Below are 18,395 nucleotides of genomic sequence, written 5' to 3' on the forward strand. Positions count from 1 at the left end.
GACCAGGTCAGGGTCGCCCTGTCGTAGTGGCCGGCCGCGAGCCTCAGCGTGCGCTCGGGCTCGTGCTCGTTCGGGGTCTCGTAGAGGTAGGCGAGGGGTGCCGACGGGCTGCTGCGGGTCCGCGCTCGGGACTCCGCCGGCCGCGCGCGGACGACGAGGTCACCGCCGTCGAGTTCGGGCGGGTCGAGACGGAGGAACGGGGGCGGGTCGAGCGGGCCGGTGCCGCGGGTCATGACTGCGGGCCTCCCGAAGATCACCGGCGATCACAAGATCAAAGTGACATGGATCATGGTCCCCGGCAAGCCCGCGATCTTGTCCGTATCCGGCCATGGGCCGCGCTCCCCGAGATATGACCGTTCCGTCATATCGGACGGGGGATTTGGTATTTGCCAGGCATAGCTTCCGGGGCGGAGGATCGACAGTGCCGAACCGCACGGGAGGAACGCCAATGAAGGCCGAGCACTATGTCGGCGGGGTCTTCCGCTCGGACGGGCCCGCCTTTCCGCTCATCGCGCCCGCCGACGGCTCCGAGCTGGGCACCGTCCCCGAGGGCACCCGCGAGGCCGTCGACGACGCCGTGACCGCGGCGCGGGCCGCGATGAAGGGCCCCTGGGGGACGGCGAGCGCCGAGGAGCGGGCCGCCGCGCTCAGGCGCGTCGCCGACGGCGTCCAGGCGCGGTTCGAGGAGTTCGTTGCGGCAGAGGTCGCCGACACCGGCCGGTCCCGGGCCTTCGCCGAGACCGTCGACGTGCCGCGCGCCGTCGGCAACTTCCGCGCCTACGCCGACCTGCTGTACGGACGCCCCGAACGGGCCTACACGACACGCGTCCCGGGATGGAGCGCCGGGACGGGCGAGGCGCTCAACTACACCGTGCGCCGCCCGCTCGGCGTGGTGGCGATCATCTCGCCATGGAACCTGCCGCTGCTGCTGTCGACGTGGAAGATCGCCCCGGCGCTCGCCGCCGGCAACACCGTGGTGGTCAAGCCGTCGGAGGAGACGCCGTCCACCGCGACGCTGCTCGCCCGGGTGATCGACGACGCCGGCCTTCCGGACGGCGTGTTCAACCTGGTGCACGGCCACGGCGCGGGCGCGGCGGGCGAGTTCCTCACCGGCCATCCGGGCGTGGACGCCATCGCGTTCACCGGCGAGTCGGCCACCGGCGCCGCGATCATGCGCAACGCCGCCGACCACGTCACGCCCGTCTCGTTCGAGCTGGGCGGCAAGAACCCGGCGCTCGTCTTCGCCGACGCCGACCTCGACGCCGCCGTGGACGGGACGGTCCGCTCGTCCTTCACCCACTCCGGCCAGATCTGCCTGTGCACCGAGCGCGTGTACGTCGAGCGCCCGGTCTTCGAGGAGTTCGCCGCCAGGCTCGGGGAGCGCGCGAGGGCCCTCGACGGCTACGGGCCGATGATCTCGGCCGAGCACCGCGACAAGGTCATGTCCTACTACCGGCTCGCCGGGGAGGAGGGCGCCACGGTCGTCGCCGGCGGCGGCGCGCCGGCCTTCGGCGACGCGCGGGACGGCGGCTTCCACGTCGAGCCGACCGTCCTCACCGGCCTCCCCGAAACGGCCCGCACGGTGAAGGAGGAGATCTTCGGGCCAGTCTGCCACGTCGCCCCGTTCGACACCGAGGACGAGGCCCTCGAACTCGCCAACGACAGCCCCTACGGCCTCGCCTCCACCGTGTGGACGCGGGACCTGTCGAGGGCGCACCGGGTCGCGCCGCGCGTCGAGACGGGGATCGTCTGGGTGAACTGCTGGAACCTCCGCGACCTGCGCACCCCGTTCGGCGGCGTCAAGGCGTCCGGGATCGGCAGGGAAGGGGGAGAGTACTCCTTGGACTTCTTCTCCGAACCCGTCAACGTCTGCATCCAGATCTGAGAGCGAGCCCAGTGACCACCAACATCGACGACGCCGCCGAACGGCTGCTCGGCGCCTACGCGGACGGCACGCCGTGCGAGCCCGTCCGCGACCTGATCGCGACGGCGGACGACGCCTACGCCGTCCAGGACCTGCTGACCGAGCGCTGGCTGGGGGAGGGCCGCCGCCTCGCCGGACGCAAGATCGGCCTGACGTCGCGGGCCGTCCAGCGGCAGATCGGCGTGGGCACCCCCGACTTCGGGATGCTGTTCGCCGACATGGCCGTCCCGGACGGGGACGAGATCCCCGCCGGCGCCGTGCTGCAGCCGCGCGCCGAGGCCGAGGTCGCCCTCGTGCTCGATCGCGACCTGACGCACGAGCGGCACACCGTCGCCGACGTCATCCGCGCGGCCGCGTTCGCGCTGCCCGCCATCGAGGTCGTCGGCAGCCGCGTCCGCGACTGGGACATCACGCTCGCCGACACGGTCGCCGACAACGCCTCGTCCGGCATGTACGCGCTCGGCAGCCGCCCCGTCCCGCTCAAGGACGTCGACCTGCGCCTGTGCGGGATGGTGATGGAGCGCCGCGGCGAGCAGGTCTCGACCGGGAACGGCGCCGCGTGCCTCGGCCATCCGCTGAACGCGGCGCTGTGGCTCGCCGACACCCTCGTCCGCGTCGGCCGCCCGCTGCGCGCCGGCGACACCGTGCTGACCGGCGCGCTCGGCCCGGTCGTCCCGGCCGCGCCCGGCGACGTGTTCGAGGCCCGCATCGACGGGCTCGGCGACGTGCGCGTCGCCTTCGGCCGTGCCGAGTCAAGCGAGGAGGAGTCCTGATGGTGGACGTGCACGCGCTCGCGACGACGCTGGACGAGGCCGCCCGCGACGTGCGGGCGATCCCGAAGCTCACCGAGAGGACGCCGTTCGACGTCGCGGCCGCCTACGCGGTGCAGCGCGCCGGGATCGAGCGGCGCCGCCGCCGCGGCGAGCGCCTCGCCGGTGTGAAGATGGGCTTCACCAGCCGCGCAAAGATGGTCCAGATGGGCGTCGACGACGTCATCTGGGGGCTGCTCACCGACCGGATGCTGGCCGAGTCGTCGGTGGACGTCTCCCGCCTCATCCATCCGCGCGTCGAACCGGAGATCGCCTACCTGATCGGCCGGGAGGTCCGCTCCGCCGCCGAGGCCGAGTCGGCCGTGGCCGGCGTCGCGGTCGGGTACGAGGTGCTCGACTCCCGCTACGCCGACTTCAAGTTCACGCTCCCGGACGTCATCGCCGACAACGCCTCCGCCGCCCGGTTCGGAGTCGGGGCCTGGCACCCGCCGCGCGACCTGTCCAACGTGGGGCTGCTCCTGGAGATCGACGGGCGGCCCGTCCAGACGGGCTCGTCCGCCGCGATCCTCGGCGACCCGGCGCGGTCGCTGCGGGCGGCGGCCCGGCTCGCGCTCGGCGCCGGGATGAAGCTCGAACCCGGCTGGATCGTGCTGGCCGGTGCGGCGACGGCCGCGGTCCCGCTGCCGAAGGACGCGCACGTCCGCGTCACCGGCGCCGGTCTCGGCAGCGTGGAGGTGACGACATGAGCGGAGCGAACCGGGGGGCGTGGGGGGTCGGCCCCCCACCGAGTGCAGGCATGAGCGACGCGATCCTGGTCGAGGGCAAGGCCGAGCCGCGCGGCCGGTTCCCGCACGTCAAGCGCGCCGGCGACCTCGTGTTCGTGTCCGGGACGAGCTCGCGCCGCCCGGACGGGACGTTCGCCGGCGCGTCGGCCGACGCGATGGGCGTCACCGACCTCGACATCCGGGAGCAGACCCGCGCCGTCATCGAGAACGTGCGCGATCTGCTGGAGGCCGCGGGCGGAGGGCTGGCCGACGTCGTGAACGTCACCACCTACCTGGTGAGCATGAACGACTTCGGCGGCTACAACGAGGTCTACGGGGAGTTCTTCGACGAGACCGGCCCGGCCCGCACGACCGTCGCCGTCCACCAGCTCCCGCACCCGCACCTGCTCATCGAGATCTCGTGCGTCGCCCACCTACCCGCAGAGAACGAGGAGGCCGGAACATGACCCTGCCGCAGCCGTCGTTCGGACGGCCGTTCAACTTCGAGGCCTGGATCGACGAGCACCGCGACCTGCTGAAGCCGCCGGTCGGCAACGTCCAGGTGTTCGACGAGGCCGGGCTGATCATCATGGTGGTCGGCGGCCCGAACCAGCGCACCGACTTCCACGACGACCCGACCGAGGAGTTCTTCTACCAGCTCAAGGGCAACATGGTCCTGCGCGTCATGGAGGAGGAGGGCCGCCCGCCGGCGGATCTGCAGATCAACGAGGGCGACGTCTTCCTGCTGCCGCCGCACGTCCGGCACTCGCCGCAGCGGCCGGAGCCCGGGTCCATCGGCCTCGTCGTGGAGATCCCGCGGCCGGAGGGGCTGAGGGAGGCGTTCGAGTGGTACTGCACCGAGTGCCACCACCTCGTCCACCGCGCCGAGCTGCAGGTCCGCTCGATCGTGGACGACCTGCCGCCCGCCTTCGAGGGCTTCTACGGCGGTGACCGCAAGTGCCCGAACTGCGGCGCCGTCCACCCGGGCAAGAAGTGGCCGCAGACGATGACCCCCACGACGGCCCCCCGTGTCTGAGGGAGCATCCGTGTCCGGCCGGGCATCGACGCGGGTCGTCGACGTCCACGCGCACGTCTTCCCGCGGATCGCCAAGGCCGAGGCCCGGCTGCTCACCGACACCGGCGCGCCGTGGCTGCGCGTCGACGGCGGCGGCACCGGGATGATGATGAGCGGCGACGACGAGTACCGGCCGGTCGGCGAGGCGCTCTGGGACCCGGCGCGCCGCATCGCCGACATGGACGCCGCCGGGGTCGGCGTGCAGGCCGTCTCGTCCACCCCGCTGATGTTCGGGTACGCGGCCGAGCCGTCCCGCGCCGCCGACTGGTGCGACCTGGTCAACGACCGCATCCTCGTCCTGTGCGCGGACGCGCCCGACCGGCTGCTGCCGCTGTGCCAGGTCCCGCTCCAGGACCCGGGGCTCGCGTGCGAGGTCGCCACGCGCGCGGCGGCGGCCGGGCACCGCGGCGTCCACATCGGCAACCACGTCGGCGACCGCAACCTCGACGACGAGGGCATCACCGCGTTCCTCGCGCACTGCGCCGGCCTCGGCCTGCCCGTCCTGGCGCACCCGTGGGACATGCTCGGCGCCGACCGGATGCGCGGGCACATGCTGCCGTGGCTGTCCGGGATGCCCGCCGAGACGCAGCTGAGCATCCTCGGGCTGATGCTGTCGGGCGCGTTCGAGCGCATCCCGGAGTCCCTGCGGCTGTGCTTCTGCCACGGCGGCGGCAGCTTCGCGTTCCTGCTCGGCCGGGCCGACAACGCCTGGCGCCGCCGCGACATCGTCCGCGCCGACTCGCCGCGGCCGCCGTCGGAGTACGTGGGCCGGTTCCACGTCGACTCGGCCGTGTTCGACCCGCGCGCGCTCCGGCTGCTCGTGGACGTCATGGGCACCGGACGGGTCATGCTCGGCACCGACTACCCGTTCCCGCTCGGCGAGCAGGAGCCGGGCGCGACGATCCGGGCGTGCCCCGGCCTGGACGACGCCGACCGGGCCCGCCTGCTCGGCGGCAACGCGGAGGCGTTCTTCGCGCCCGCGCAGGACCTCGTGACCACCGAAGGAAGGAAGCAGTGAGCCTGGAGGACGAGGCGCGGCGGCTCGACGAGACCGACCCGCTGCCCACGCTGCGCGGTGAGTTCCTCGTCCCGCCCGCGCCGGGCGGGCGCTACGGGGAGGCCGCGTACTTCGCCGGCAACTCCCTCGGCCTCCAGCCCCGGAGCGTCGCGGGACGGCTGCGCGAGGAGCTGGACGACTGGGCGCGGCTCGCGGTCGAAGCCCACACGCAGGGCCGCCGGCCGTGGGTGGACTACCACGAGCTGCTCCGCGAGCCCGCCGCCCGGCTCGTCGGCGCGCGGCCGCACGAGGTCGTCGCGATGAACTCGCTGACCGTCAACCTGCACCTGATGATGGCGAGCTTCTACCGGCCCGCCGGGACGCGCACCCGCATCCTCATCGAGGACGCGGCGTTCCCGTCCGACGCGTACGCGGTCGCGAGCCAGGCCGTCCACCACGGGCTCGACCCGGCCGAGACGGTCGTGCGGCTCAGGCCCCGCGACGGCGAGCACCACCTGCGCACCGAGGACGTCCTCGGCCGCCTGGAACGCGAGGGCGACACGGTCGCGCTGGTCATGCTCGGCGGCGTCAACTACCTGACCGGCCAGCTGATGGACATGCCGGCGATCACCAAGGCGGGCCGGGCCGCCGGCGCCGTCGTCGGCTGGGACCTCGCGCACGCCGCCGGGAACGTCCCGCTGCGGCTGCACGACTGGGACGCCGACTTCGCCGCCTGGTGCACCTATAAGTACCTGAACGGCGGGCCGGGCGCGGTCGCCGGCTGCTTCGTGCACGAGCGGCACGTCCGCGACGCCTCGGTGCCGAAGCTGTCGGGCTGGTGGGGCACCGACCCGTCCGTCCGGTTCCGGATGGACCCCGAGATCGCGCCGCCCGCGTCGGCCGACGCCTGGCAGCTGTCCAACCCGCCGATCATGGCGCTCGCCCCCGTCCTGGCCTCCCTGGAGATCTTCGACCGGGTCGGGATGGACGCCCTGCGCGCCAAGAGCGAGCGCCTCACCGGCTACCTGGCGTCCAGGCTCGCCGGGACCGGCGCCGGGATCATCACCCCGGCCGACCCGGCGGCGCGCGGCACCCAGCTGTCGCTTCGGGTGGCGGACGCGGGCGGGCTCGTCCGGCGCCTCGCCGCGACGTCCGGCGTCATCGCCGACGCCCGTGAACCCGACATCGTCAGGCTCGCGCCCGTGCCGCTGTACTGCACGTTCCATGACTGCCACCGCGCCGCGGCGGCCATCGGAGATCTTGTCTAGGAGTGTCGGTGCCCGGAACGGCGCCGTATCGGGTAAGTTCGTGGGCGTTGCACGATGGCGTCGGCCCGGCCGGCCGCCGCCAGGCAGTCTCGAAACGTTTTCTCCGGGTCACCGGCGGACGTGAGATGAGTCCGCTGCAGCCCGGTCCGCCGCCCGGCGGGCCGGTGAGTTCTACCCGGAAGGGAAAGACCATGGCCGAAGGCACCGTGAAGTGGTTCAACGCTGAGAAGGGCTTCGGGTTCATCGCGCCCGACGGCGGCGGCCCGGACGTGTTCGTCCACTACTCGGCGATCTCCTCCAGCGGCTACCGCAGCCTCGACGAGAACCAGCGCGTCGGGTTCGAGATCACCCAGGGCCAGAAGGGCCCGCAGGCCGAGGGCGTCTACCCGCTCTAAGGCCTCGCCGTAGCTCGTGACAGGCCGGGGACGTTCACCGTCCCCGGCCTTTCGCGTGCCCGGCGCCCGTCGCCGCGGTGCCTAGCGCAGCGCTCCCTCGGCGGGCTCGGACGCGGGCGCGGACGTCCCGCCGCCGCGCGGGCGCAGCGCACCGGCCGTCACGGTCATCACCGCGACCACGCACGTGATCAGCCCGAACGCGGCCGGGTAGGACAGCGCCCCGGCGGTCCAGCCGGTGACGGCCGGCGCCGTCAGCCCGGACAGGTAGGTGATCGTGGCGACGCCCGCCACGCCCTCGCCGGGCGTGGCGCCGAGGTCGCCGGCCGCCGCGAACACCAGCGGCACGACCGTCGCCACCCCGACGCCGAGCAGCGCGAACCCCGCGATGGCCGGCCACGGCGCGCGGGACGCCACGACCAGCACCCCGCCGAGGACCGCGACCACGCCTCCGCACCGGACGACGCGGTCCGGGCCGAGCCGCCGGACCAGCCGGTCGCCGGCCAGCCGGGTGCCCGCCATGCACGACATGAAGATCGTGTAGCTGGCGGCGGCCAGTCCCGGCCCCGCGTCCCCGACCTCGGTGAGGTAGACGGCCGTCCAGTCGGCGCTCGCGCCCTCGGCGAATGTCGCGCAGAACCCGACCAGGCCGATGCCGAGGACGGCCTTCGTGGGCAGCGCGAACCGGCGCGGCGCGGGGGCTTCGGGGGCCGGGCGGACGTGCAGCAGCCCCCGTCCCGCCGCGGCGCCCGCCGCCAGCAGGACGGCGGCGACCAGCCCGAGGTGCAGCCGTGCGTCGACCCGCGCGTGCGCGGCGAGGATGCCGATGCCGCCGGCGACGAGGCTGCCGACGCACCACAGCCCGTGCAGGCCGGACATGACCGACCGCCGCAGGTGCCGCTCCACCGACACCGCGTGCGCGTTCATGACCACGTCGGACATCCCGGCGGTCGCGCCGAACAGCAGCATCGCCGCGAACAAGAAGACGGGTGCGGGGGCGAGCGCGGGCAGCGCGATGGCGCCGCACCACAGCGCGATGAGGAGGCGGGTGGCGCGCCGCTCGCCGATCCGGTGCGCGAGGCGGCTCGCGGTCGGCATGGCGGTGAACGCGCCGATGGACGGGCACAGCAGCGCGAATCCGAGGACGGCGGGGGAGAGGCCGAGCCGGTCCTGGATCCACGGGATGCGGGTCGCGAGGGTGCCGGCCACAGCGCCGTGGAGGACGAAGACGACCGCGATGGCGCGGTACTCAGGCGTTTGCCAGGGGGGCCGGGGGGTCGTCCCTCCGGATGGGCGAGAGGTCATGGCGAGAAACTAACAGGCAGCCTTCCTGATTAAAAGCGAATTAGGCAGGCGCCCTGCCTACTACGATGGGGGCGTGAAGACCGCCGACCCCACGATGGCCCGCGCGATCAACGACCGGCTCGCGCTCGACCTGCTGCTGGAGCGGGGCCCGCTCACCGCGCCGCAGCTGCGGACGCTGACCGGGCTGTCCCGGCCGACCGTGGCCGACCTCATCGAGCGGCTGCGCGCCGGCGGGCTGATCGAGGCCGCGGGGGAGACCGGCGCCGACCGGCGCGGCCCGAACGCCCGCCTCTACGGCCTCGTCGCGGACCGCGCGCACGTCGCCGGGGTGGACCTGCGCCGCGACGCCGTGCACGTCGGCGTCGCCGACATCGCTGGGAACCCGGTGGGGACGGCGTCCCGCCCGCTGCCCGCGGCCCCCGATCTCGCCGCCCTCGTCGCGGCGGAGGTCGCCAGGGCGGCGGGCGGCCGCGCGCTCCACACGGTGGTGCTCGGCACCCCCGGCCTGATCGACCCGCGCACCGGTCTCGCCGGCGACGGCGGCGTCCCCGGCGGGCGGCCCGACCTCGGCGCGGCCCTCCAGGACCGGCTCGGCGCGCCGGTCCGGCTGGAGAACGAGGTGAACCTGGGCGCCATCGCCGAGCACCGCGAAGGCGCGGCGGCCGGCCGCGACGACTTCGCGCTGCTGTGGCTGGACGACGGCGTCGGCGCCGCGCTCGTCCTGGACGGCCGGCTGCGCCGCGGTGCGTCCGGCGGCGCCGGCGAGGTGGGGCCGCTGCGGTCCGGCAAGGCGATCTTCTGCGACCTGCTGGAGGAGCGGGCCGTGGCGGGCCTCGACGACGAGGTCTTCGCCGCGCGCATCGCCGAGGCCGTGTTCGTGCTCGTCGCCGTCCTGGACCCGGGGCTCGTCGTGCTCGGCGGCGCCCTCGGCCGGGCGGGCGGCGACCGGCTCGCCGGGCTCGTCGCCGAGCGGCTCGGCGCCCTCAGCCCGGCCGCCGCGCAGGTGCGGGCGAGCCGGGTCGAGGGCGACTCCGTGCTGCGCGGCGCGGTGCTGACCGCCCTCGACCTCGTCCGCGACGACGTCTTCGGCTAGGCCGCGCCGCCGCCCGGCCTACTCCTTCGGCAGCCGCTCACCGGAGCGCAGCCGGTCGAGGCCGAGCCAGATGAACTCCACCGCCATCTGCTCCGCGCGCTCGCGCGGCGTGTCCGGATGCTCCAGCCACCACGACACGATCGACAGCATCGACCCGTACATCAGCGGGACGAGCAGCCGCGCCCGCCGCTCGTTCACCGCGAGCGCGGCGGGCGACAGCGCCGGGTCGGCGCGGCGGCGGCGCAGCAGCAGGTCGGCGAACGCGGTGCCGAGCCGGTCGCGCAGCTCCTGCAGCTCCAGCCCCACCTCGGGCTTGTCGAGGTGCCGGACGACCAGCGCCCACGCGTCCGGCTCCTCGGTGGCGTAGCCGAACAGCACCCGGATCATCGCCCGGATGCCGTCGGCCGAGCCGTGCGCGGCGAGCACGGCCTCGTTCAGCCGGCCGGTCAGCTCGCCGACGATCGCCTCGGTGACCTCGGCGAACAGCTCCTCCTTGGAGGTGAAGTGCTGGTACAGCAGCGCCTTGGACACCTGCGCCGCGGCCGCCACGTGCTCCATCTGCGTCAGGTGGTAGCCGCGCCGGCCGAACTCGGCGAGTGCCACCTGGAGCAGCTGCTCGCGCCGCCGGGCGTGCGGCATGCGCCGCCGCACCCCCGCGGCCTCCCCCGTGCCGCTGGTCATCTGCCGAGGTACTTGCCCAGCTCGGCGCGGGCCACGGACCGCACGTGCACCTCGTCGGGACCGTCCGCCAGGCGCAGCGTGCGCAGGCCCGCCCACATCGCGGCGAGCGGGGTGTCGTCGCTGACGCCGGCGCCGCCGTGCATCTGGATGGCCTTGTCGACGACGTCCAGCGCGACCCGCGGCGCGATCACCTTGATCGCCGCGACCTCGGACCGGGCGGCCTGGACGCCGTGCTTGTCGATCAGCCAGGCGGTCTTCAGCGTCAGCAGCCGGGCCTGCTCGATCGCCATCCGCGACTCGGCGATCTGCTCGCGGACGACGCCCTGCTTGGCGAGCGGCCCGCCGAACGCCACGCGGGACACCGCGCGCTCGCACATCAGCTCCAGCGCCCGCTCCGCCATCCCGACGGCGCGCATGCAGTGGTGGATGCGGCCGGGGCCGAGCCGGGCCTGCGCGATGGCGAAGCCGCCGCCCTCCTCGCCGACGAGGTTCTCCACCGGGACGCGGACGTCGGTGAAGGTGATCTCGCAGTGGCCGTGCTGGTCCTGGTAGCCGAACACGGGCAGCGCCCGGACGACCTCCACGCCCGGCGCGTCGAGCGGCACCAGCACCATCGACTGCTGCCGGTACGGGTGCCCCTCCGGGTCGGTCTTGCCCATCACGATCATGATCTTGCAGCGCGGGTCGGCGGAGCCGCTGATCCACCACTTGCGCCCGTTGATGACGTAGTGGTCGCCGTCCCGCTCGATGCGGGTGGAGATGTTGGTGGCGTCGGAGCTCGCGACGTCCGGCTCGGTCATCGCGAACGCGCTGCGGATCTCGCCGTCCAGCAGCGGGGCGAGCCACCGCTCCTTCTGCTCGGGCGTGCCGAACAGGTGCAGGACCTCCATGTTCCCGGTGTCGGGCGCGGCGCAGTTGGTGGCCTCGGGCGCGAGGCTGGGGGAGCGTCCCGTGACCTCGGCGAGGGAGGCGTAGTCGGTGACGCTGAGGCCGTGTGCCGGGTCGTCGCTGCCGGGTAGGAACAGGTTCCAGAGGCCGCGCTTGCGCGCCTCAACCTTGAGGTCCTCGACGACCTGGGGGACGTGGTGCTCGCGGCCCGCCGCGCGCAGCTCCGCCCGCTGGGCCGCGTAGACCGGCTCGGCCGGGTAGACGTGGGAGTCCATGAAGTCCTGGAGGCGGCCGTGGTGGTCGCGGGCCCGCTCGCTCAAACCGAAGTCCATTCCGCTAGAGTAACTGACGAGTCAGTTACTTTGGGAGGGAGTCCCCATGGCAGCCTTCGACGGCACCGGCAAGGTCGCGCTGATCACGGGCGGATCCAACGGCATCGGCGCCGCGGTGGCGCGCCGCCTGGCCCGCGCCGGCGCCCGCGTCGTCCTCGCCGACGTCGACGCCGAAGCGGGGGACGCGCTCGCCAAGGAGCTGGACGGGGCGTTCGTCCGCTGCGACGTCCGCGAGCCCGCCGAGAGCGAGGCCGCCGTCGCCACCGCCGTCGACCGCTTCGGCGGCCTCGACGTGGCGTTCCTGAACGCCGGCGTCGCCGGCGGCGGGGGAGTGGGCGACGACTTCGACCTCGCCGCCTACCGGCGGGCCATGGGCATCAACCTCGACGGCGTCGTGTTCGGCGCGCACGCCGCACTGCCCGCGCTGCGCGCCCGCGGCGGCGGCGACATCGTCGCCACCGCCAGCATGGCGGCGCTCACCGCGACGCCGTTCGACCCGGTCTACGGCGCGAACAAGGCGGCCGTCGTCGGCCTCGTCCGCGCCCTCGGCGCCACGTTCGCCGAGGAGGGCGTCCGTGTGAACGCGCTGTGCCCGTCCTTCGCCGACACCGACATCCTCACTCCCATGAAGGCGCAGCTGGAGGAGACCGGCTTCCCGATCCTCAACGTGGACGACGTCGTCGATGCGTTCATGCGGATCCTGGACGCGGACGGCGCCGGCGAGGCCTGGTACGTCGTGCCGGGCCGCCCGTCCGAGCCGTTCCGGTTCCGCGGCGTCCCCGGCCCCCGCTGAGTCCCACCACCGACAGGAGAGTCATGCGCGCGATCCAGATCACCGAGTTCGGCGGGCCCGAGGTCCTGAACGTCACCGAGCTGCCCGACCCCGTCGCCGGGCCGGGGCACCTGCTCATCGACGTCTCGCGGGCTGGCATCAACTACGCCGACACCCACCAGGCCGAGAACAGCTACCTGTCGGAGTCGACACTGCCGATGGTGCCGGGCGGCGAGGTCGCCGGCACGGCAGCGGACGGCCGCCGCGTCGTCGCGCTCGTCGGCACCGGCGGCTACGCCGAGAAGGCCGTCGCGCCCGAGGCCCTGGCCTGGGACGTCCCGGACGCCATCGACGACGTCACCGCCCTCGGCATGATCATCCAGGGCGCGTCGGCGTGGGTGCTGCTGCGCCGCAGCGTCCACCTGGCGCCCGGCGAGTCGGTCGTCGTGCACGCCGCCGCCGGCGGGGTCGGGACGCTCGCCGTCCAGCTCGCCAAGGCCTGGGGCGCCGGGCGGGTCATCGCCACCGCCTCGTCCAAGGACAAGCGCGACCTCGCCCTCGAACTCGGCGCCGACGCCGCGATCGACGCGAACGAGCCCGACCTCAAGGACGCGCTCATCGACGCCAACGGCGGCAAGCGCGTCGACACCGTCCTGGAGATGACGGGCGGCACGGTCACCGACCAGAGCCTGCACGCGCTCGCGCCGTTCGGGCGGCTCGCCTTCTACGGGATGGCGTCGCGGCAGGAGCCGGCGCCCGTCCGGCCCGCCAACCTGATGGCGCACTCCACCACGATCGCGGGCATGTGGCTGGCGCACGTCTTCCAGCTGCCCGGCAACGTGATGCGCGAGGCCCTGGACGAGCTGTTCGGCCTCGCCGCGGCCGGCCGGCTCCGCGTCATCGGCGGCGGCGAGTACGGCCTCTCCGAGGTGCGGCAGGCGCACGAGGACCTGCGCGCCCGCCGCACGACGGGCAAGCTCGTCCTCGACCCGGCGCGGTAGCGCTAGCCGACGAGGCCGTTCTCGTAGGCGTACACGACGGCCTGGGTGCGGTCGCGCAGGGCGAGCTTGGTCAGCACGTGGCCCACGTGCGTCTTGACGGTCTGCTCGGCCAGCACCAGCTCGTCGGCGATCTCGGCGTTGGACAGGCCGCGCGCGATGAGCCGCAGCACGTCCAGCTCGCGCGGCGTCAGGCCGGCGGTCGCCTTCGGGCTCGGCCGCTGGTGCCGGCGCCGCCGCGCGAAGTCGCCGATCAGCCGCCGGGTGATGGACGGGGCGAGCAGCGCGTCGCCCGCCGCCACCACCCGCACGCCGCTCACCAGGTCGGCGGCCGAGGCGTCCTTCAGCAGGAACCCGCTGGCCCCCGCGCCGAGCGCCTCGTAGACGTACTCGTCCAGGTCGAACGTCGTGAGGACCAGCACCTTCGGCCGCGCGGCGACCGGGTCGGCGTCCGGGTCGGTGTCGCCGGCCAGCTCGGCGGTGGCGGCGAGGCCGTCCATCTCCGGCATCCGGATGTCCATCACGACCACGTCCGGGTCGAGCCGGCGGGCCATCTCCACCGCCTCGCGGCCGTTGCCGGCCTGCCCGATCACCTCGATCCCCGGATCGGAGGACAGCAGCGCCGCGAGCCCGTCGCGGATCATCACCTGGTCGTCGGCGATCAGCACCCGAATCGTCACGAGCCAACCCTACGGGCCAGGCGATCAGTCGGGGTCGCCGTAGGGCAACTCGGCGACGACCGACCAGCCCTCGCCGCTCGGGCCGGCGTCGAGGCGGCCGTCGAGCATCGTGACGCGCTCGCGCATCCCGACCAGGCCGTGGCCGCCGCCCTGCGACTCCTCCGGGGTGCTGCGCGCGCCGTCGTCGGTGACCGTCACCGCGAGCGCGTCGTTGCCGTACTTCACCTCGACGTGGACCCGCGACCCCGGCGCGTAGCGGGACGCGTTGCTCAGCGACTCCTGGACGATCCGGTACGCCGACAGGTCGACCCCGGTGTTCAGCGGCCGCGGCATCCCGGCGACGACGGTCGCGACCGACAGCCCGGACTGGCGGGCCGCGGCGACCAGTTCGTCCAGCCGCTCCAGGCCGGGCTGCGGGGCGCGCTCGGCGCCCTCGTCGTCCGAGCGCAGCAGCCCGACGACCCGGCGCGTCTCGGTGAGCGCCTCCCGCGCCGCGTCCCGGACGACCCCGAACGTCTGCCGGGCGGCGTCCGGCAGCTCGGGGATCTTGTAGGGGGCGGCCTCCGCCTGCATCGCGATCACCGACATGTGGTGCGCGACCACGTCGTGCAGCTCGCGGGCGATGCGGGCGCGCTCCTCCAGCACCGCCTGCCGGGCGAGGTCGGCCCGGTGCTGCTCCTCGCGCAGGCGCAGCTCCTCCACGGCGGAGTGCCGCCCGCCGACCGCGTCGCCGAACGTCAGCGCGACCGCCGCGATCCCGGCGAGGATCATGCCGAACCAGCCCGGCATCCCGAACAGCACCGCGGGCACCAGCACCCCGCCGACGGTCACCGCGCCGACGCCGACGGTCGTCTCCCGGTCCGACCCGACGCCGGTGAAGAACAGGATGACGATCAGGGCCAGGATCGCGGTCACCGGCCAGGGCATGAAGCCCGTGCCCTGCCGGACGAGGACGGTGAGCAGCAGGCCGAACGCCGCGACCCGCCAGGCGGCGAGCGGCCACCGGGCCGCGAAGATCAGCGGCGCCGCCTGCAGCATGCCGAGCGGCCAGGCCAGCCCCATCATGACGTGGTACTGCTGGCTCGCGATGGCGATGGACCCCGCGGTGAAGCCGATCGTGAGCGCGGCGAGCAGCACCAGGAGGGGGACGCGCAGCAGGAGGCGGCCGGGCAGCAGCGTGACGGCCCGGTCGTCCGGGCCGGGCACCAGGGCGGAGCGGACGCCGGCGGCCAGCCGGGTGCGGGCCGCGGGCACGAGTGGATCGTTCATTTGCTGCGAGCCTAGAACGCGCGGGGCCCGGACGGACTGACCCTGCGGAGGGAGATGTGATCCGGCCCCTTGGTATGAGCGGGCGGGAGCGCCGGTCGGCAGGTCCGGCCGCTAATCGATATTCCCGATTGACTTTATAGGAAATCTGGGCCACCCTGAACCCGTGACGATCTCCGGAACCCGCCATGAGCGCCTGCACGTCGACCTGCGCCGCCAGGCGAGCGCGCTGTGTCACCGCCCGTCCTGAACCCAGCGAGGACGACCGGCCGCACACCGCCAGGAGAGAAGACCGCATGACCGTCACCACGCCGGACGCCGGCACGCCCCGATCCGAGGACGCGCCCTTCGCCCCGCCCCGCCTCGCCGAGCGGGCCCGCGAGCTCGCCGCCGCCTCGGGGGAGTGGCTGCACCGGGTCCGGCTCGACCCGGAGGGGCGCTGGTACGAGCGCGTCCACCTGGACGCCGACCACGAGGTCTGGCTGATCAGCTGGCTGCCCGGCCAGTCCACCGGGTTCCACGACCACGGCGACTCCGCAGGCGCGTTCGCGGTCGCCCTCGGGACGCTGGCGGAGCACCACGTCCGGTCCGGGCGCGACCTCGGCCCCGGGCAGGTCCGCTCGTTCGGCCCCGGCTACGTCCACGACGTGCGCAACACCTCCGGCGCCCCGGCCGTGAGCGTGCACGTGTACTCGCCGCCGCTGGCCTCGATGCGCAGGTACGACGTGGACGCCGGCGGCGGGCTCGTCCGGCTCGCCGACGAGTCGGCCGCCGACTGGTGAGCCCGCCCCGCCGGGGCGCGGCGATCTTGCGGTGATCGCCCGCGGCGGCGGACACTGCGGAGATGACCGACCTGAGCCATCCGATCTTCGCCCGGCTCTACCCGCGGCTGGACGCCGGCTGTGCCAAGGCGGGCGGCGACGCGCACCGCGCCGAGCTGCTCGCCGGCGTGTCCGGCCGGGTCCTGGAGGTGGGCGCCGGCTACGGGGCCAACTTCGCGCACTACCCGCCCGGGGTCACCGAGGTCGTCGCCGTCGAGCCCGAGCCGCGGCTGCGCGCGAGGGCCGGCCACGCCGCCGGGCGCGCCCCGGTGCCCGTCACCGTGCGGCCCGGCGTCGCCGAGGACCTCGACCTCGACGACGCCTCGTTCGACGTGGCCGTGGTCTCGCTCGTGCTGTGCTCGGTCCGCGACCCCGCCCGCGCGCTCGCCGAGCTGCGGCGCGTCCTGCGGCCGGGCGGTGAGCTGCGCTACTACGAGCACGTGCGGGGGAGCACCCCGGGGAAGGTCCGGTTCCAGCGCGCCGCCGACGTGGTGTGGCCGTTCTTCGCCGCCGGCTGCCACCTCACCCGCCGGACCGACGCGCGGATCGCCCGCAGCGGCTTCACCGTGCGGGACGAGCGGCATTTCGAGTTCCCGGACTCCGGCAAGGGCAACCCGGCCTCACCGCACGTCCTCGGAATCGCAATTCGCGACTGACCGAAGGCAAGGCTCCGCATAAGGTCCCTCCCCCGGGGAAGATCAGGCTCCATGACTGCACCGGGTAGCGGACCGACACCGGCGGGCGACCAGGAGCGGGACGAGCCGTCGCATTCGGCGGCCGTCGCGGCGCTCCTCGCGGGCGCCGCCGCCCTCGGCGGCTTCCTGTTCGGCTACGACTCCTCGGTGATCAACGGGACGGTCGACGCGCTCAAGGAGACCTTCGGGCTCAGCGGCTTCGCGGTCGGGTTCGTCGTGTCCGCCGCGCTGCTCGGCTGCGCCGCCGGCGCCTGGTTCGCCGGGCCGATCAGCGACCGGATCGGCCGGGTCCGGGTGATGCTGATCGCCTCCGCGCTGTTCGTGATCAGCTCGCTCGGCTCCGCCCTCGCCTTCAGCGCCGCCGACCTGACGCTCTGGCGGCTGGTCGGCGGCGTCGCGATCGGCGCCGCCTCGGTGATCGCCCCCGCCTACATCGCCGAGATCGCCCCCGCCGAGCTGCGCGGCCGGCTCGGCTCGCTGCAGCAGATGGCGATCGTCCTCGGCATCTTCGCCGCCCTCGTCGTCGACTACGTCATCGCCAACGTGTCGGACGGCGGCGCCACCGGGACGTTCCCCTGGGGCGGCGGCGCGTGGCGCTGGATGTTCGCCAGCTGCGTCATCCCCGCCGTGATGTACGGGGTGATCGCCACCACGATCCCGGAGTCGCCCCGGTACCTGGTGAAGAAGCACGAGACGGCCCGCGCCCGGCAGGTGCTCCTGCGGGTGATGGGCCGCGGCGACGTGGACGTCAAGATCAACGAGATCGTCCGGTCGATCGCCGCGGACCGCCCCGTCCACCTGCGCGACCTGCGCGGCAACCGGCTCGGGCTGCTGCCGATCGTCTGGATCGGCATCCTGCTGTCGGTGTTCCAGCAGTTCGTCGGCATCAACGTGATCTTCTACTACTCGTCCTCGCTCTGGCAGGCGGTCGGGTTCTCCGAGGACGACGCGATGCTCACCTCGGTGATCAACTCGATCGTCAACGTCGCGTTCACGCTGGTCGCGATCGCGCTCGTGGACCGGATCGGGCGGCGCCCGCTGCTGCTCGCCGGCGCCGCCGGGATGGCGGTCTCGCTCGGCGCCCTCACGGTCTGCTTCGCCACCGCCCCCGTGGTGGACGGCGACCCGAACCTCGGCGGCGTCGCCGGGCCCGTCGCGCTCGTCGCGGCCAACGTGTTCGTCGCCTCCTTCGCCGCGACCTGGGGCCCGGTCGTGTGGGTGATGCTCGGCGAGATGTTCAACAACTTCATCCGCGCCTCGGCGCTGGCCGTCGCCGCCGCCGCGCAGTGGCTCGCCAACTGGGTGATCACCACGACGTTCCCCGGTATCTCCGGGTTCTCCCTCGGCCTCGCCTACGGCATCTACACGCTGTTCTCCGTGCTGGCGTTCGTGTTCGTGATCCGGGCCGTCCCCGAGACCAAGGGACGCGAGCTGGAGGACATGGACGAGCTCACCGCCCCGCGGTCCCGCGCGTGACCGCGCGGAATCCGCGCGCCGCGCGCGTGCCCGTCGGTTACAGTGGAGGCATGCCGCACATGTTCTTCGAGACGACGACGCCGGGTCACTCCCGGCGCGACTGCGGCATGCACTGACATTGCACGCGGAAGGGCCCCGGGAGCGATCCCCGGGGCCCTTCCGCTGTCCGGGGACGCCGCGGGACCCCTCCACCAGCCG

At 74.0% G+C, this 18,395-nt stretch carries 21 protein-coding genes; 15 read left to right on the forward strand and 6 right to left on the reverse strand.

Going from position 1 to position 18,395, the window contains the following annotated elements:
* On the reverse strand, positions 1-233 hold a 233-nt coding region (locus tag E1293_RS09555; protein WP_132196034.1), incomplete at its 3' end, for a hypothetical protein.
* A gap of 215 nt (positions 234-448) precedes the next feature.
* Between E1293_RS09555 and E1293_RS09560 the strand changes: the two genes are divergently transcribed.
* The 8 genes from E1293_RS09560 (at position 449) to E1293_RS09595 (ending at position 7,193) form a co-directional block, all read left to right on the forward strand.
* Positions 449-1,885 (forward strand): 2-hydroxymuconic semialdehyde dehydrogenase, encoded by a 1,437-nt coding sequence (locus tag E1293_RS09560; protein WP_132196036.1) that lies wholly within the window; start codon positions 449-451, stop codon positions 1,883-1,885.
* Positions 1,886-1,896: 11 nt separating this feature from the next.
* On the forward strand, positions 1,897-2,697 hold the full coding sequence (locus E1293_RS09565) for a 2-keto-4-pentenoate hydratase (protein WP_132196038.1): 801 nt from the start codon (positions 1,897-1,899) through the stop codon (positions 2,695-2,697).
* Complete coding sequence (locus tag E1293_RS09570) at positions 2,697-3,440, forward strand: 2-keto-4-pentenoate hydratase (protein WP_132196040.1); 744 nt, start codon at positions 2,697-2,699, stop codon at positions 3,438-3,440. The genes E1293_RS09565 and E1293_RS09570 overlap by 1 nt, the downstream gene beginning before the upstream one ends.
* 50 nt (positions 3,441-3,490) lie before the next feature.
* Positions 3,491-3,925, forward strand: coding sequence for a RidA family protein (locus E1293_RS09575; protein ID WP_132196042.1), 435 nt, complete (start codon positions 3,491-3,493; stop codon positions 3,923-3,925).
* Positions 3,922-4,494 carry a 3-hydroxyanthranilate 3,4-dioxygenase gene (locus tag E1293_RS09580; protein WP_132196044.1) on the forward strand — a complete coding sequence of 191 codons (573 nt, stop codon included), beginning with the start codon at positions 3,922-3,924 and terminating at the stop codon, positions 4,492-4,494. Before E1293_RS09575 ends, E1293_RS09580 begins: the two co-directional genes overlap by 4 nt.
* 10 nt (positions 4,495-4,504) lie before the next feature.
* Positions 4,505-5,551 carry an amidohydrolase family protein gene (locus E1293_RS09585; protein ID WP_132196046.1) on the forward strand — a complete coding sequence of 349 codons (1,047 nt, stop codon included), beginning with the start codon at positions 4,505-4,507 and terminating at the stop codon, positions 5,549-5,551.
* Positions 5,548-6,798 (forward strand): kynureninase, encoded by a 1,251-nt coding sequence (kynU, locus tag E1293_RS09590; RefSeq protein WP_243716127.1) that lies wholly within the window; start codon positions 5,548-5,550, stop codon positions 6,796-6,798. The genes E1293_RS09585 and kynU overlap by 4 nt, the downstream gene beginning before the upstream one ends.
* Before the next feature lie 191 nt (positions 6,799-6,989).
* The gene (locus tag E1293_RS09595) at positions 6,990-7,193 is read left to right on the forward strand and encodes a cold-shock protein (RefSeq protein WP_131761823.1); all 204 of its coding nucleotides are present in this window, start codon (positions 6,990-6,992) and stop codon (positions 7,191-7,193) included.
* 81 nt (positions 7,194-7,274) lie between these two features.
* On the opposite strand, the gene E1293_RS09600 is transcribed toward E1293_RS09595, so the two are convergent.
* Entirely contained in the window at positions 7,275-8,495 is a 1,221-nt protein-coding gene (locus E1293_RS09600; protein ID WP_132196048.1) for an MFS transporter, read from the reverse strand.
* Positions 8,496-8,568: 73 nt separating this feature from the next.
* On the opposite strand from E1293_RS09600, the gene E1293_RS09605 reads away from it, so the two are divergent.
* Positions 8,569-9,588: an ROK family transcriptional regulator gene (locus E1293_RS09605; RefSeq protein ID WP_243716128.1), complete on the forward strand. Its 1,020-nt coding sequence runs from the start codon at positions 8,569-8,571 to the stop codon at positions 9,586-9,588.
* An 18-nt stretch (positions 9,589-9,606) separates the two neighbouring features.
* Here E1293_RS09605 and E1293_RS09610 read toward each other — a convergent pair whose 3' ends face one another.
* Both E1293_RS09610 and E1293_RS09615 read right to left on the reverse strand, forming a co-directional pair.
* Positions 9,607-10,269 (reverse strand): TetR/AcrR family transcriptional regulator, encoded by a 663-nt coding sequence (locus E1293_RS09610; RefSeq protein WP_132196050.1) that lies wholly within the window; start codon positions 10,267-10,269, stop codon positions 9,607-9,609.
* Complete coding sequence (locus E1293_RS09615; protein WP_132196052.1) at positions 10,266-11,489, reverse strand: acyl-CoA dehydrogenase family protein; 1,224 nt, start codon at positions 11,487-11,489, stop codon at positions 10,266-10,268. Before E1293_RS09615 ends, E1293_RS09610 begins: the two co-directional genes overlap by 4 nt.
* A gap of 46 nt (positions 11,490-11,535) precedes the next feature.
* Between E1293_RS09615 and E1293_RS09620 the strand changes: the two genes are divergently transcribed.
* Both E1293_RS09620 and E1293_RS09625 read left to right on the forward strand, forming a co-directional pair.
* Positions 11,536-12,282: an SDR family oxidoreductase gene (locus E1293_RS09620; RefSeq protein WP_132196054.1), complete on the forward strand. Its 747-nt coding sequence runs from the start codon at positions 11,536-11,538 to the stop codon at positions 12,280-12,282.
* 23 nt (positions 12,283-12,305) lie between these two features.
* Positions 12,306-13,262 (forward strand): quinone oxidoreductase family protein, encoded by a 957-nt coding sequence (locus E1293_RS09625; RefSeq protein WP_132196056.1) that lies wholly within the window; start codon positions 12,306-12,308, stop codon positions 13,260-13,262.
* Positions 13,263-13,264: 2 nt separating this feature from the next.
* Here the strand turns inward: E1293_RS09625 and E1293_RS09630 are convergent, their stop codons facing one another.
* Positions 13,265-13,903 carry a LuxR C-terminal-related transcriptional regulator gene (locus E1293_RS09630; RefSeq protein ID WP_243716131.1) on the reverse strand — a complete coding sequence of 213 codons (639 nt, stop codon included), beginning with the start codon at positions 13,901-13,903 and terminating at the stop codon, positions 13,265-13,267.
* A gap of 60 nt (positions 13,904-13,963) precedes the next feature.
* Entirely contained in the window at positions 13,964-15,208 is a 1,245-nt protein-coding gene (locus tag E1293_RS09635; RefSeq protein ID WP_132196060.1) for a sensor histidine kinase, read from the reverse strand.
* Between the two features lie 163 nt (positions 15,209-15,371).
* On the opposite strand from E1293_RS09635, the gene E1293_RS50675 reads away from it, so the two are divergent.
* The 4 genes from E1293_RS50675 (at position 15,372) to E1293_RS09650 (ending at position 18,197) form a co-directional block, all read left to right on the forward strand.
* Positions 15,372-15,455 carry a putative leader peptide gene (locus E1293_RS50675; protein ID WP_424923614.1) on the forward strand — a complete coding sequence of 28 codons (84 nt, stop codon included), beginning with the start codon at positions 15,372-15,374 and terminating at the stop codon, positions 15,453-15,455.
* Between the two features lie 46 nt (positions 15,456-15,501).
* Positions 15,502-15,987, forward strand: coding sequence for a cysteine dioxygenase (locus E1293_RS09640; RefSeq protein WP_132196062.1), 486 nt, complete (start codon positions 15,502-15,504; stop codon positions 15,985-15,987).
* A gap of 62 nt (positions 15,988-16,049) precedes the next feature.
* Positions 16,050-16,682 carry a class I SAM-dependent methyltransferase gene (locus E1293_RS09645; protein ID WP_132196064.1) on the forward strand — a complete coding sequence of 211 codons (633 nt, stop codon included), beginning with the start codon at positions 16,050-16,052 and terminating at the stop codon, positions 16,680-16,682.
* 51 nt (positions 16,683-16,733) lie between these two features.
* Entirely contained in the window at positions 16,734-18,197 is a 1,464-nt protein-coding gene (locus E1293_RS09650) for a sugar porter family MFS transporter (protein ID WP_132196066.1), read from the forward strand.
* Positions 18,198-18,395: the final 198 nt, after the last annotated feature.

This window comes from Actinomadura darangshiensis (assembly GCF_004349235.1).
In the GTDB taxonomy this organism is placed as follows: domain Bacteria; phylum Actinomycetota; class Actinomycetes; order Streptosporangiales; family Streptosporangiaceae; genus Spirillospora; species Spirillospora darangshiensis.

Excerpts from the sequence above, each read along its gene's own strand:
- E1293_RS09625 (WP_132196056.1), top strand. The coding sequence starts at position 12,306 with ATGCGCGCGATCCAGATCACCGAGTTCGGCGGGCCCGAGGTCCTGAAC.
- E1293_RS09620 (WP_132196054.1), top strand. The coding sequence starts at position 11,536 with ATGGCAGCCTTCGACGGCACCGGCAAGGTCGCGCTGATCACGGGCGGA.
- E1293_RS09610 (WP_132196050.1), bottom strand. The coding sequence starts at position 10,269 with ATGACCAGCGGCACGGGGGAGGCCGCGGGGGTGCGGCGGCGCATGCCG.
- E1293_RS09640 (WP_132196062.1), top strand. The coding sequence starts at position 15,502 with ATGACCGTCACCACGCCGGACGCCGGCACGCCCCGATCCGAGGACGCG.
- E1293_RS09580 (WP_132196044.1), top strand. The coding sequence starts at position 3,922 with ATGACCCTGCCGCAGCCGTCGTTCGGACGGCCGTTCAACTTCGAGGCC.
- E1293_RS09595 (WP_131761823.1), top strand. The coding sequence starts at position 6,990 with ATGGCCGAAGGCACCGTGAAGTGGTTCAACGCTGAGAAGGGCTTCGGG.
- E1293_RS09615 (WP_132196052.1), bottom strand. The coding sequence starts at position 11,489 with ATGGACTTCGGTTTGAGCGAGCGGGCCCGCGACCACCACGGCCGCCTC.
- E1293_RS09575 (WP_132196042.1), top strand. The coding sequence starts at position 3,491 with ATGAGCGACGCGATCCTGGTCGAGGGCAAGGCCGAGCCGCGCGGCCGG.
- E1293_RS09570 (WP_132196040.1), top strand. The coding sequence starts at position 2,697 with ATGGTGGACGTGCACGCGCTCGCGACGACGCTGGACGAGGCCGCCCGC.
- E1293_RS09630 (WP_243716131.1), bottom strand. The coding sequence starts at position 13,903 with ATGATCCGCGACGGGCTCGCGGCGCTGCTGTCCTCCGATCCGGGGATC.
- E1293_RS09650 (WP_132196066.1), top strand. The coding sequence starts at position 16,734 with ATGACTGCACCGGGTAGCGGACCGACACCGGCGGGCGACCAGGAGCGG.
- E1293_RS09645 (WP_132196064.1), top strand. The coding sequence starts at position 16,050 with ATGACCGACCTGAGCCATCCGATCTTCGCCCGGCTCTACCCGCGGCTG.
- E1293_RS09600 (WP_132196048.1), bottom strand. The coding sequence starts at position 8,495 with ATGACCTCTCGCCCATCCGGAGGGACGACCCCCCGGCCCCCCTGGCAA.
- E1293_RS09635 (WP_132196060.1), bottom strand. The coding sequence starts at position 15,208 with ATGAACGATCCACTCGTGCCCGCGGCCCGCACCCGGCTGGCCGCCGGC.
- E1293_RS09560 (WP_132196036.1), top strand. The coding sequence starts at position 449 with ATGAAGGCCGAGCACTATGTCGGCGGGGTCTTCCGCTCGGACGGGCCC.